The sequence below is a fragment of the Sphingomonas sp. genome (assembly GCF_039595165.1).
Taxonomy (GTDB): domain Bacteria; phylum Pseudomonadota; class Alphaproteobacteria; order Sphingomonadales; family Sphingomonadaceae; genus Sphingomonas.
On the sequence record NZ_JBCNMA010000030.1, the window covers coordinates 1 to 12,186 of the forward strand.

Annotated in this window: 12 protein-coding genes; 10 read left to right on the forward strand and 2 right to left on the reverse strand. The window is 69.8% G+C overall.

Annotated features, from left to right (window positions below):
• Nucleotides 1–824 (forward strand): pyridoxal-dependent decarboxylase, exosortase A system-associated (locus ABDV68_RS07730; RefSeq protein WP_343519217.1); only part of this gene is annotated, 824 nt, incomplete at its 5' end.
• On the opposite strand, the gene ABDV68_RS07735 is transcribed toward ABDV68_RS07730, so the two are convergent.
• Nucleotides 825–1,265, reverse strand: coding sequence for a hypothetical protein (locus ABDV68_RS07735; protein ID WP_343519218.1), 441 nt, complete (start codon nt 1,263–1,265; stop codon nt 825–827). It lies immediately after the preceding gene.
• Nucleotides 1,266–1,273: 8 nt separating this feature from the next.
• On the reverse strand, nt 1,274–1,405 hold the full coding sequence (locus tag ABDV68_RS07740; protein WP_343519219.1) for a hypothetical protein: 132 nt from the start codon (nt 1,403–1,405) through the stop codon (nt 1,274–1,276).
• 200 nt (nt 1,406–1,605) lie between these two features.
• Here ABDV68_RS07740 and ABDV68_RS07745 point away from each other — a divergent pair, with 200 nt between their 5' ends.
• The 9 genes from ABDV68_RS07745 to xrtA are packed head-to-tail and all read left to right on the forward strand — an operon-like array spanning nt 1,606 to nt 12,158.
• Nucleotides 1,606–2,250, forward strand: a complete 645-nt coding sequence (locus tag ABDV68_RS07745; protein WP_343519220.1) for an XrtA/PEP-CTERM system exopolysaccharide export protein — start codon at nt 1,606–1,608, stop codon at nt 2,248–2,250.
• 13 nt (nt 2,251–2,263) lie between these two features.
• Nucleotides 2,264–3,775, forward strand: a complete 1,512-nt coding sequence (locus tag ABDV68_RS07750; protein WP_343519221.1) for an XrtA system polysaccharide chain length determinant — start codon at nt 2,264–2,266, stop codon at nt 3,773–3,775.
• A gap of 10 nt (nt 3,776–3,785) precedes the next feature.
• A complete protein-coding gene (locus ABDV68_RS07755) occupies nt 3,786–4,802 on the forward strand; it encodes an AAA family ATPase (protein ID WP_343519222.1) in 1,017 nt (338 codons plus the stop codon).
• Nucleotides 4,799–6,388: a hypothetical protein gene (locus ABDV68_RS07760; protein WP_343519223.1), complete on the forward strand. Its 1,590-nt coding sequence runs from the start codon at nt 4,799–4,801 to the stop codon at nt 6,386–6,388. Before ABDV68_RS07755 ends, ABDV68_RS07760 begins: the two co-directional genes overlap by 4 nt.
• Before the next feature lie 11 nt (nt 6,389–6,399).
• Nucleotides 6,400–7,476 carry an AAA family ATPase gene (locus ABDV68_RS07765; protein WP_343519224.1) on the forward strand — a complete coding sequence of 359 codons (1,077 nt, stop codon included), beginning with the start codon at nt 6,400–6,402 and terminating at the stop codon, nt 7,474–7,476.
• Nucleotides 7,473–8,327 carry an XrtA system polysaccharide deacetylase gene (locus tag ABDV68_RS07770; protein ID WP_343519225.1) on the forward strand — a complete coding sequence of 285 codons (855 nt, stop codon included), beginning with the start codon at nt 7,473–7,475 and terminating at the stop codon, nt 8,325–8,327. Before ABDV68_RS07765 ends, ABDV68_RS07770 begins: the two co-directional genes overlap by 4 nt.
• The gene (locus tag ABDV68_RS07775) at nt 8,324–9,397 is read left to right on the forward strand and encodes a FemAB family XrtA/PEP-CTERM system-associated protein (RefSeq protein WP_343519226.1); all 1,074 of its coding nucleotides are present in this window, start codon (nt 8,324–8,326) and stop codon (nt 9,395–9,397) included. Before ABDV68_RS07770 ends, ABDV68_RS07775 begins: the two co-directional genes overlap by 4 nt.
• Nucleotides 9,397–10,623 (forward strand): TIGR03087 family PEP-CTERM/XrtA system glycosyltransferase, encoded by a 1,227-nt coding sequence (locus ABDV68_RS07780; RefSeq protein ID WP_343519227.1) that lies wholly within the window; start codon nt 9,397–9,399, stop codon nt 10,621–10,623. Before ABDV68_RS07775 ends, ABDV68_RS07780 begins: the two co-directional genes overlap by 1 nt.
• On the forward strand, nt 10,620–12,158 hold the full coding sequence (gene xrtA / locus ABDV68_RS07785; RefSeq protein WP_343519229.1) for an exosortase A: 1,539 nt from the start codon (nt 10,620–10,622) through the stop codon (nt 12,156–12,158). Before ABDV68_RS07780 ends, xrtA begins: the two co-directional genes overlap by 4 nt.
• Nucleotides 12,159–12,186: the final 28 nt, after the last annotated feature.

Here is a 12,186-nt window from a genome sequence, read left to right on the forward strand (position 1 = left end):
CGCGCGCGCTGGCGATCGGGCAGCGGCTGGGCACGGCGCCCAGGCTGGCGGTGCGGGTCAACCCGGATTTCGAGCTGCGCGGATCGGGGATGAAGATGGGCGGGCGCGCCTCGCCATTCGGCGTCGATGCGGCGCGCGTGCCGGCACTGGTCAAGCAGTTGATCGCGGCGGGCGCGGACTGGCGCGGCTTCCACATCTTCGCGGGCTCGCAATCGCTCGACACCGCGGCGATCGTCGAGACGCAGGCGGCGACGGTGGCGCTGGCGGCGCGGCTGGCGGACGAGGCGGGCGCGCGGCCGCCGCTGGTCAATCTCGGCGGCGGGTTCGGCATCCCCTATTTCGCGGGCGATGCGCCGGTCGATATCGACGCGGTGGGCGCGGCGCTCGGCGACGTGTTGGCCGCGCGGCCCGCCGTGCTCGCCGACGCGGCCTTCGCGATCGAGCTCGGACGCTGGATCGCGGGCGAGTGCGGGGTCTATCTGATGACGGTGATCGACCGGAAGGCGAGCGGCGAAGAGACCTTCCTCATCTGCGACGGCGGCTTGCATCACCAGCTGGCGGCATCGGGCAATTTCGGCACGGTGGTGCGGCGCAACTATCCGGTCGCGATCGCCGGGAAGATGGGTTCGGAACCGACCGAAACCGTGTCCATCGTGGGTCCGCTCTGCACCCCGCTCGACCGGCTCGCCGACCGCGTGGCGCTGCCGCATGCCGAGCCGGGTGACGTCGTCGCGGTGTTCCTGGCGGGCGCCTATGGCGCGAGCGCGAGCCCGGCGGCGTTCCTGGGCCATGGGCCCGCGGCGGAGATCGTCGCGGTCGGCTGATCAGCCGGAAAACAGGCGCATCCGCAACCCGCCGCGCGGGGCGCCGGCGCCGTCGGACTGGCCGGCACCGGGCAGGCCCAGCCACGGCCGGCCGAGGTCCATACCCAGCGGCAGGAACACGAGCTGGGCGAGCGCGGTGCACAGCAGCCCCCACCAAGCGAGTATTTCCTGCTCGCGGATCAGCGCGAGCGCATCGCACGCCAGCATCGGCAGGAACATCACCCAGGCCGCGATGCACCATTCATTGCGCAGATAACGGCTGCCGATGACGAACGCCGCGAGATGCTGGAGCAGGTTGACCCAGTGGAACGGGACGCCGAGCCAATAGCCGAATTCGCCAGCCAGCCAGCTCGCCACGATCACGCGCGCGAGCGGGCTGAACGGCGCCACGAACAGGCCGGTCAGCAGGATTCCAAGATAGTAGAGATGTCCCGGCCCCACGGGCGAGCTTACTCGTTGGGCTTCGTCGGCGTCGGCGGAGGCGTGGGGGTCGGTGCCGGCGCGGGGGGCGGGGGCGAAGGCGGCCAGCCGCCATGCTGCCCGTCGCCGCCGTCGATCATCGGCACGTCAATCGCGATCATCGCCTTTTCTCCGCTTCGATACGAGGCCGAAACCGATTCGGCCCTTTTGCCGACACGTCCATAGCGTGTCTCGTTCGGCAACGCCGCGATCTTCTTTCCTAACGGTATCTTTACCTCTCGCACCCATAGCAATCGCTGAAATGTGCGTGGATTGCGGGGGCGGGACGCCGGTCCTCCGCGCACGGTACGGAGGTTCGGGAATGCGTTTTCGGCATGGTGCGCGGATCGTGATGGCGACGTCGATCGCCGCGGTCGCGCTTTCGGGCTGCTCGGGCGGGGGAAGCCGCCCAGAATTGCCCGCCACCACTTTCGTCGCCAGCCGCGAGGGGCCGGGCGAGGAATATGTCATCGGCCCGCTCGACAGCCTGCAGATCTTCGTGTGGCGCAATCCCGAGCTCTCGGCGAAGGTCCAGGTGCGCCCCGACGGCCGCATCACCACGCCGCTGATCAGCGACATGCCCGCGGTCGGCAAGACCCCGGCGATGCTCGCCGACGACCTCAAGATCGCGCTCGGCGAGTATATCAAGGATCCGATCGTCTCGGTCATCGTCGAGAATTTCAGCGGTACCTACAGCCAGCAGATCCGCGTGGTCGGCGCGACCGAGAAGCCGGCGTCGATCCCGTATCGCGCCAACATGACCCTGCTCGACGCGATGATCGCGGTCGGCGGGCTCAACGAGTTCGCCGCGGGCAACCGCGCGCGGCTGGTGCGCTTCGACAAGAGTTCGGCACGCCAGCGCGAATATCGCGTGCGCCTGTCCGACCTGCTCAAGAATGGGGATACGAGCGCGAACGTGCGGCTGGAGCCGGGCGACGTGATCATCATCCCCGAGAGCATGTTCTGAGGGCGCCGGGCTGATGGGGGGTCTCTGGGAAGAAGTCCGGACCGCGGTCCATGGCGTGTGGCAGCGGCGCTGGATCGCAGCGGCGGTCGCCTGGGCGCTGTGCCTGCTCGGCTGGCTGGTGGTGTCGCAGATCCCGAACCAGTATGAGAGCCGCGCGCGGGTGTTCGTGCAGCTGCGCCAGATCCTGCCGGGCGAAGGCCTCGCCAGCCAGCAGGAGCAGCAGAAGGACATCGACCGCGTCCGCCAGACGCTGGCCAGCGCGATCAACCTCGAGAAAGTGGTGCGCGGCACCGCGCTCGCCAACACCGTCGCGACCGACCGCGACGTCGCGGACCGCGTGGCCGGGCTGCAGCAGAAGATCAAGGTGACCGCGCAGCAGGACAATCTGTTCGAGATCACCGCGACCGCGAACAACGGCAAGCTGTCGCGCGACATCGTGCAGAAGCTGATCGACATCTTCGTCGAGGACAATCTGACTCAGGGGCGTGACGAGGCGAGCCAGTCGCTCACCTTCCTCGACCAGCAGCTCCAGCAGCGCCAGAAGGCGCTCCAGGAAGCCGAGGCCAAGCAGGCCGAGTTCCAGGCGCGCTATCTCGGCTCGCTGCCCGGCACCGGCTCGCTCACCGAGCGGGTGGCGGCGGCGCGCAGCCAGCTGGCGCAAGTCAATGGCGACCTTGCCGCGGCCCAGAGCGGGCTGGCGGCGGTCAACGGCCAGATGGCGGGCACTGCCGCCACCACTTCCGGGGCCGGCGGCGCTGTCGCCGGGCCGGCGCGCGCGCGGCTTTCGGCTATTCAGGGACAGCTGGCCGAAGCCCGCGCGCGCGGATGGACCGACGCGCATCCCGACGTGATCGCGCTCAAGAGCCAGCTTTCGCAGGCGCAGGCCGCGGCGCGCGGCGAGCCGGTGTCGATGGCGGGCGGCGGCGCGAACGCCAATCCGCTCTATCTCAGCCTGCGCGCGATGCAGGCCGACAAGGCCGCGCAGGTTGCCGCGCTCACCAACCGCAAGGCGCAGATCGAGGCGGACATCAACGCCTTCGACCAGAAGATCGCCGGCGATCCCGCCGCAGCGCAGGAGCAGGCCGAGATCGACCGCAACTATCAGGTGCTCAAGACCCAGTATGACAAGCTGCTCGCCGATCGCGAGCAGGTGAAGCTGCGCAGCCAGGCGGCGAGCCAGACCGATGCGGTCAAGTTCAGCGTGATCGACCCGCCGGTGACCCCCGCGGCGCCGACCGCGCCGAACCGGCTGCTGCTGCTCACCGGCGTGCTGATCGTCGGCCTCGGCGGCGGCGTGGCGGCGGCGTTCGGGCTCAGCCAGCTCGCCGGCACCTTCCCGACCAGCAAGCGGCTCGAAAAGGCCTCGGGCATGCCGGTGATCGGCTCGGTCGGCGAAGTGGTGACCGCGGCGCAGACTGCGCTGCGCAAGAAGCGGGTGCAGATGTTCGCGGCGGCGATGGGCGGGCTGGTGTTCGCCTGGGTCGCATTGCTCGGGCTGGAAATCTTCCAGCGCGGCGCGGCGTGAGGGGCGAGACATGAACGACCAGACTCCCCGCCGCTACCAGGGCTCGCTGCTCGAGCGCGCCGCGGCGCGCTACGACCTGATGCACGAGCCGCGGGTGATCCCGGCGGTGCCGGAAGAGCCCAAGGCGGAACCGCAGCCGCAGGTTCGCGCGGAGCCCGCGCCCGAGGCATCGGCGCCGGCGCTCGACCTCGCCGAAACGCAGCGCGTCGAGGCGCCCGCGCCCGCGTCGGCACCAGTCGCGCAGCCCGCGCCGGTCGCGCGTACGCCCCGCGTTCCGGGCGCCCGGCCGCGTATCGCGATCGACCGCGACAAGCTCGCCGCGGAGGGCATGCTCGTCCCCGGCGCCGCGGTGACCGCGCTCGCCGAGGAATTCCGGCTGATCAAGCGTCAGCTGCTCAACACCGCGCGCGCGATCCGCGCGCAGGACGCCGACAAGGCGCGGATGATCCTGGTCTGCTCGGCCAAGCCGAACGACGGCAAGACCTTCTGCGCGATCAACCTCGCGCTCTCGATGGCGGCCGAGAAGGATGTCGAGATCCTGCTGGTCGACGCCGACTTCGCCAAGCCCGACGTGCTGCACCGGCTCGGCGCACCCGAGGGGCCGGGGCTGCTCGACGTGCTCGCCGGCGACATCGACAGCGCCGAGGCGTGCATCCTCGACACCGACGTGCCGCAGCTCTCGGTGCTGCCCGCGGGCACGCGCTCGAACGCCGACACCGAGCTGCTGGCGAGCGCGCGGGCGCACGACATCCTCGACGCGCTCGCCGCGGCGAATCCGCGCCGCATCGTGATCTTCGATTCGCCGCCCGCGCTCGCCGCGTCGCCGGCTTCGGTGCTGGCCGGGCATGTCGGGCAGGTGATGCTCGTCGTTCGCGCCGACCGCACCAGCGAGAGCGACCTGCGCGAGGCGGTCGGCCTGCTCGACGGGTGCGAGCAGATCCAGCTCGTGCTCAACAGCGTTTCGTTCCAGCCGGGCGGCCGCCGCTTCGGCACCTATGGCGCCTATTACGGGGAGGGTGAGGCGTGAGGCTGCTTGCCGCGGCGATCGCCGCCACCGTCATCGCCGGGCTTCCGGCGGCCGCGCAGGAGCGGCGCAAGTCGATCGAGCCCTATGTCGAGGCCGCGCAGGTGCTCGTCGCCGATTTCGACAGCGACGAGGTGCTGACCTATACCAGCGTCGGCGTCGGCATCGACGCGTCGATCCAGACGCGCCGGGTCGAAGTGCAGCTCGCGTACAAATACGAGCATCGCTTCTCGTACAATCGCGACCTTGCCGACGGCGACACGCATAGCGGCCTCGCCCGCGCCGCGGTCCGGGTGAGCCCGCATCTGACGCTCGAGGGCGGCGCGCTCGCCACGCGTACGCGCAGCGACATCCGCGGCGACGCGCCGGGCAATCTCGCCGGCAATGTCCGCAACGTCAGCCAGGTCTATTCGGCCTATGCCGGCCCGACCTTCCAGGCCGGCAACGGCCCGATCGACGTCAGCGCCGCCTATCGCTTCGGCTACACCAAGGTCGAGGAGCCGGACATCTACGGCGTCGATCCGGCGCAGCCGCCGGTCGATCTCTACGACTCCGCGACCAGCCATCTCGCCCAGGTCACCGCCGGCGTGAAGGCGGGCACGGTGCTGCCCGTCGGCCTCAGCGTCGCGGGCGCCTGGCAGCGCGAGGAAGCGGGCCAGCTCGACCAGAAATATGACGGCAAGTTCGCGCGCGTCGATGCGGTGCTGCCGGTGGGCTCGGGTCTCGCGGTGGTCGGCGGCGTCGGCTACGAGAAGATCGAGATCACGCAGAAGGATCCGCTGCGCGACATCAACGGCGACATCGTGCGCGACGGCAACGGCCGCTTCGTCACCGATCCCGCCTCGCCGCCGCGCATCGCCTATGACGTCGATGGCGTGTTCTGGGACGCGGGCGTGATCTACAAGCCGAGCTCGCGCCTGATGCTCGAGGCGCGCGTCGGCCGCCGCTACGAATCGATGAGCTATACCGGCTCGCTGCAATGGCAGATGTCGCGGCGCTCGGCGCTTCAGATCGGCGTCTACGACCATGTCGACAGCTTCGGCCGCCAGCTTCAGCGTGACCTCGCTGCGCTGCCGACCAGCTTCCGCACGCCCAACGATCCGTTCGGCGACGCCTTCAACGGCTGCGTGTTCGGCGACACCGGCACGGCGGCGGGCGGATGCCTGACGGACGCGCTGGGATCGGTGGCGAGCGCCAACTACCGGGCGCGCGGCGTGGTCGGCGTGCTGTCGATGAACGCCGGTCCGACCACGTTCGGCTTCGGCGCGGGCTATGCCAACCGCCGCTATCTGGTGCCGCCGGGCAGCTCGATCATCGCGGGCACCAGCGACGAGACCTGGTACGCGCAGGTCTTCGCGTCGCAGGCGCTCGACGCGGTGTCGAGCGTCAGCGGCAACGTCTACGCCAATTATTTCGAGACCGGCCTTCCGGGCGCACCGGGCGTGTTCGGGGCTGGCGCCAATGGTTCATACTATCGTAGCTTCGGTCCGCTCAGCGCATCGGCGACGCTCGGTATCTCGACATTCGATATCGAGGGCGAGGGCAGCACGTCTGCCCAGGCGCTGCTCGGCCTGCGGTACGGCTTCTAACGGGTGGGATGATGTACGACGAGCATTATGGCCTGAGCGGACGGCCGTTCCAGCTGACGCCGGATTCGGCATTCTGGTTCGATACCGCCACGCATCGCAAGGCGATGGCCTATCTCGGCTATGGCCTGAGCCAGGGTGAGGGCTTCATCGTCATCACCGGCGCGCCCGGCGCGGGCAAGACCACCCTGGTCGGCCACCTGATGGACAATATCGACCGCGAGCGGCTCAACGTCATCCGCATCGTGACCAGCCAGGTAAGGTCGGAGGATCTGCTCCACCTCGTCGCGGCGGGGCTCGGCTCCGACACCACCGGGCTCGCCAAGGCGCAGACGCTCGCGGCGATCGAGAAGGGGCTCCACGCCGTCGCGCGCACCGGCAAGCGCACGCTGCTGATCGTCGACGAGGCGCAGGCGCTGCCGATGGAGAGCCTGGAGGAGCTGCGCATGCTCTCCAACTTCCAGGCCGGCGGCTACCCGCTGCTGCAGATCTTTCTGCTCGGCCAGCCCGAGTTCCGCGAGCTGTTCGCCGATCCGCGGCTGGAGCAGTTGCGCCAGCGCGTGATCGCGATGCACCAGCTCGATCCGATGGGGCTGGAGGAGCTCGAGCCCTATCTCGTCCACCGCCTCTCGGTGGTCGGCTGGAACGGCCGTCCGCGCTTCGAGAAGGACGCGATCGCCGCGATGCACCGCTGGTCGGGCGGCATCCCGCGCAAGGTCAACCAGCTCGCCGGGCGCGTGATGCTGTTCGGCGCGATCGAGCAGCTCGACAGCTTCGGCGGCGACGAGGTCGCGACGGTGATCGCCGATCTCGACAACGACACCGTGGTCGCGGGACGTCCGCTGGCCGCGGCAGCGACCCTGGCTCCGGAAGCGGCAGCGCCGGCGCCGGTCCCGGCACCGATCCGCGAGGTGGTGACCGCGCCAGCCGACAGCGCGGCGATCGATGCGCTTTCGGCACGGATCGCGCGGCTCGAGGCTCGGCTGGAGGAGCAGGACGCGGCGCTGCGCCGCGTGCTGACGCTGATGGTCGATTTCATCGAGGGCGAGGAGGATCGGGCACCCCGGCGCGAAACCGCCGCCTGGCAATGACCGCGCCCGCGCCCGCCAACGCGCTCTCCGTCGACGTCGAGGACTGGTTCCAGGTCGGCGCGTTCGAGAAGGTGATCGCGCGCGGCGACTGGAACGGGCTCGATCACCGCGTCGAAGCGAACACCGACAAGGTCTTGGAATTGTTCGACGCGGGCGGGGTCAAAGCGACCTTCTTCACGCTCGGCTGGGTCGCCGACAAATATCCCGCGCTGATGCGCCGCGTCGCGGACGCCGGGCACGAGGTGGCGAGCCATGGCTGGGACCACCAGCGCGTGTTCAACCTGACGCCCGCGCAGTTCCGCGACGATATCGCCCGCGCTCGCGCGGTGCTGGAGGATGCGAGCGGACAGCGGGTCGCGGGCTATCGCGCGCCGAGCTTCTCGATCGACAAGCGCACACCCTGGGCGCACGAGATCCTCGCCGAAGCTGGCTATGCCTATTCGTCGAGCGTCGCGCCGATCGGGCACGATCATTATGGCTGGGCCGATGCGCCGCGCCGCGCATATCGTCCGGTCGCGGGCAGTGAACTGATCGAGCTGCCGGTGACCACTGCCAGCTTCCTCGGCCGCGAGATCACGACCGGTGGCGGTTTCTTCCGCCTGCTGCCGGGCAATGTCATCTATCGCGCGATCGACGCGCTCAACGGCGCGGGTCAGCCGGCGATCTTCTATTTCCACCCGTGGGAGGTCGATCCCGGCCAGCCGCGCGTCGCCGACGCGCCGCTCAGGTCGAAGCTGCGCCATTACAGCCGGCTCGGCGCGATGGCGGGCAAGCTCGGCACGCTGATGGCGAAGCATCGCTGGGACCGCACCGATCGCGTTGCGGCGGCCGAGGCGGCGAAGCTCCAGTGAACGCGCCCGTGCGCCTTCCTTCGACGACGCTGCGCGTCGCGGACCTTGCCGATCCGGCCGAGCGTGCGCGGATCGATACGTTCGTCGAGGCGCATCCCGATGGGACGCCCTTTCACCTGCCGGCGTGGAGCGCGGCGGTGGAGAAAGGCTGCGGACAGAAGGCACATTACCTCCTCGCTGAGCGCGGCGAGCTCGGCATCGTCGGGGTGATGCCGCTGACCGAACTGCACTCGCCGCTGTTCGGCCGCGTGCTCGCCTCGGCCGGGTTCGGCGTAGGCGGCGGTATTCTCGCCGACAAACCCGAAGTGGTGCGCCTGCTCGCCGAGGCGTGCTGGCAGCTCGCGGTGAGGCTGAGCTGTCCCAGCGCCGAGGTGCGCGGCGGACCGAGGCCGGGCCCTGAATGGAGCGTCGACGACAGCCATTATCTCGGCTTCGCGCGCGATCTCGCGGCGGACGACGAGGCCGAGCTGCTGCAGATTCCGCGCAAGCAGCGTGCCGAGGTGCGCAAGTCGCTGGGCTATGATCTAGGCATTTCGGTCGGGCAGGATTCGGCCGATATCGCCGCCCACTACGCGGTCTATGCCGAATCGGTCCGCAATCTGGGCACCCCCGTGTTTCCGCGCCGCCTGTTCACAGAAATGTTGCACGAGTTTGGCAAGGCGGCCGATGTCCTGATCGTGCGGGACGGGGGGAATGCGGTGGCCGGGGTGCTGAGCCTGTATTGGCGAGGAACGGTGTATCCTTATTGGGGCGGCGGAACGGCGGACGCGCGGCGGCTGCGCGCCAACGACCGCATGTATTTCGAGCTGATGCGCCACGCCCGCGAACGCGGCTGCACGCGCTTCGATTTCGGCCGCTCAAAGGTCGGGACCGGCGCCGGCGCATTCAAGAAGAATTGGGGGTTCGAGCCGCAGCCGCTCACTTACTACGATCGCGTCGCCAACGGCGCATCGATCCGCGACGCCAATCCGCTCAACCCGAAGTACCGGCTGCAAGTGGCGGTGTGGAGCAAGCTTCCCCTGGCGATCGCCAATCGCGTCGGACCGTGGATCTCGCGGGGGCTCGGCTGATGGGCGACATCCTCTTTCTCGCGCACCGCGTGCCGTTTCCGCCCGACCGCGGCGACAAGATCCGCGCGTACAACATCCTGAGCTACCTCTCGCGCCGCAAGCGCGTGCACCTGATCGCCTTTGCCGACGATCCCGCCGACTTGAAGCGCAAGGGCGGGCTCAGCAAGATCACCGGCAACCGCCAGATCGTGTGGCGCGGCAAAGGGCAGGCGACCGCGGGCGCGCAGGCGCTGATCCAGCGGCGGCCCTTCTCGCTCACCGCGTTCGACAATCCCGAGCTGCGCGAGGCGGTCGAGACGATGCTCGCGCGGCATTCGATCGACACGATCTATGTCTTCTCGAGCCAGATGGCGCAGTACCTGCCGCACAAGCCGCGCCAGCGCGTGGTGATGGACTTCGTCGACATGGATTCGGCCAAGTTCGCCTCTTACGGCAAGACCACGCGCGGCTTCACCGGCTGGATGCTCCGCCGCGAGGCGCGGATGCTCGCGCAGTACGAGAAGGCCGTGGCGGCCAAGGCCGACGCCAGCCTGTTCGTGAGCGAGGCCGAGGCCGAGCTGTTCCGCGATCGTACGCGTGCGCAGCGCGTGCACGCGGTCGAGAACGGCATCGACACCGCGACCTTCGATCCCGATGCGCCGTTCCGCCGGCTCGAGGCGGTGGCGCCGCTGATCGTGTTCACCGGGCAGATGGACTATCGGCCCAATATCGAGGGCGTCACCTGGTTCGCCGAATCGGTCTTTCCGCACATCCGCGTGCGTCATCCCGACGCGCAGTTCGCGATCGTCGGCCGCAAGCCCGACGCGGCGGTGCAGGCGCTGGCCAAGATTCCCGGCGTGACCGTGACCGGCGAGGTGCCCGACGTGCGGCCCTGGGTCGCCGCGGCCTCCGTCGTGGTCGCCCCGTTGAAGCTCGCGCGCGGGGTGCAGAACAAGGTGCTCGAGGCGATGGCGATGGCCCGGCCGGTGGTGGCCTCGGCCGCTGCGGCGACCGGAATCGATCATGGCGGCGCGATCGAGGTCGGCGACGGGGTCGGCGGCATGGCCGATGCCGTGAACGCGCTGCTCGATGAACCGGTGCGCGCTGCCGAGCTGGGCCGGGCGGCGCGACAGCGCGTGATCGACCATTATAGCTGGGATGCCAAATTGGCGGCGCTCGACGAGATCATGGGGTTCAAGGGCGTCCGCGATCCGCAGCCGCGCCGGAAGGCGGCGGTGGCGGCATGACGACGGCGGTGGCGGACGGCGCGTTCGAAGCGCGCGGCGCGCAGTTCGACGCGAGCTGGCGGCGCAATGCACTGCTGCTCGCCGGGATGTGGGCCGCGTTGCTGCTGTTGTTCCGCCGCGACGTCGCCGACCTCGCCACGATCTACTGGACCAACACGACCTTCGGCCACTGCCTGTTCATCGCGCCGGTGGTGGCGTGGCTGGTGTGGCAGCGCCGCGCGGACTTGCCCGCGGTGCGCGCCGAGGCGTGGTGGCCGGGGCTCGCGATCGTGGCGGGCGGCGGGTTCGCCTGGCTGCTCGGCGACGCCGCGGGGGTGGCGCTGTTCCGCCATCTCGGCCTCGTCGTGATGCTGCAGGGATCGGCGGTCGCGCTGCTCGGCCCCAATGTCGCGCGCGCGCTGTTGTTTCCGCTGGCCTATATGATCTTCCTGGTGCCCTTCGGCGAAGGGCTGGAGAAGCCGCTGCAGGACCTGACGGTGGCGATCCTGGTGCCGCTGCTCGATCTGTTCGGGGTGCCGGCGCATGTCGACGGCGTCCTGATCACCACCCCCAACGGCTATTTCGAGGTGGCCGAGGCGTGCTCGGGCGCGAAGTTCGTGATCGCGATGGTCGCGTACGGCGCGCTGGTCGCCAATGTCTGTTACGTCAGCTGGACGCGGCGCGCGGCGTTCATGGCGGTGGCGCTGGTGGTGCCGATGCTGGCCAATGGCCTGCGCGCGTTCGGCACCGTTTACGCGGCGTACTTGACCTCGCCGGAAGCGGCGACGGGATACGACCATATCGTCTATGGCTGGGTGTTCTTCGGCGCGGTGATGGCGGGCGTGCTGGCGATCGGCTGGAAGTGGTTCGACCGCGATCCCGATGCGCCGTGGTTCGACGCCGCGAAACTGCAGCGTGCCTGGCCGGGCGTCGCGCGGATGCCCGCGGTGGTGGCGCTGACCGGCCTCTGCATCGTGAGCCTGTTCATGGCGTGGGGCGGGGCGTTCGCCGCACGCGCCGATCAGCTCCCGGCCAAGGTCGCGGCGCCGCAGGTGGCGGGCTGGACTCAGGTGCCGCCGAGCCGGCGCGCGGAATGGAAGCCCAACTTCCCCGGGGCGGATCACTTCGTGATGAGCCGCTATTCGGACGGGCTGGGCGCCGAGGTCGATCTGGTGCTCGCCGTCTATGGCAGCCAGCGCGAGGGCAAGGAGCTGGTCGGCTTCGGCCAGGGCGCGATCCGCGAGAACGACAAATGGGTGCGGATCGAGGACCTGCCCGAGCTCGACGGCGGTGGCGCGATGCGCATGACCGCACCGGGTCCGGTCGAGCGCGAGGTGATCACCTGGTATCGCATCGGCGACGTGCTCACCCCGAGCGAATCGCGCGTGAAGGCGGAGACGCTCAAGGCCAAGCTGCTCGGCGGCAGGCAGCGCGCGGTGGCGGTGATGGTCTCGGCCGAGAAGGGCGAGCTGCCGGCGCGCGCCGCGATCAAGCGGTTCCTGGGCGTGCTGGGGCCGATCGAGCGGGTCGCCGATCGTGCGGCCGGGGCGGATTGAGCACGGCCCGTCGCGGGCGGCGCTTGCA

What these genes read in the sequence shown, in the direction of transcription:
- ABDV68_RS07740 (WP_343519219.1), bottom strand. Translation starts at nt 1,405, where the DNA reads ATGATCGCGATTGACGTGCCGATGATCGACGGCGGCGACGGGCAGCAT.
- ABDV68_RS07745 (WP_343519220.1), top strand. Translation starts at nt 1,606, where the DNA reads ATGCGTTTTCGGCATGGTGCGCGGATCGTGATGGCGACGTCGATCGCC.
- ABDV68_RS07750 (WP_343519221.1), top strand. Translation starts at nt 2,264, where the DNA reads ATGGGGGGTCTCTGGGAAGAAGTCCGGACCGCGGTCCATGGCGTGTGG.
- ABDV68_RS07755 (WP_343519222.1), top strand. Translation starts at nt 3,786, where the DNA reads ATGAACGACCAGACTCCCCGCCGCTACCAGGGCTCGCTGCTCGAGCGC.
- ABDV68_RS07765 (WP_343519224.1), top strand. Translation starts at nt 6,400, where the DNA reads ATGTACGACGAGCATTATGGCCTGAGCGGACGGCCGTTCCAGCTGACG.
- ABDV68_RS07770 (WP_343519225.1), top strand. Translation starts at nt 7,473, where the DNA reads ATGACCGCGCCCGCGCCCGCCAACGCGCTCTCCGTCGACGTCGAGGAC.
- ABDV68_RS07780 (WP_343519227.1), top strand. Translation starts at nt 9,397, where the DNA reads ATGGGCGACATCCTCTTTCTCGCGCACCGCGTGCCGTTTCCGCCCGAC.
- xrtA (WP_343519229.1), top strand. Translation starts at nt 10,620, where the DNA reads ATGACGACGGCGGTGGCGGACGGCGCGTTCGAAGCGCGCGGCGCGCAG.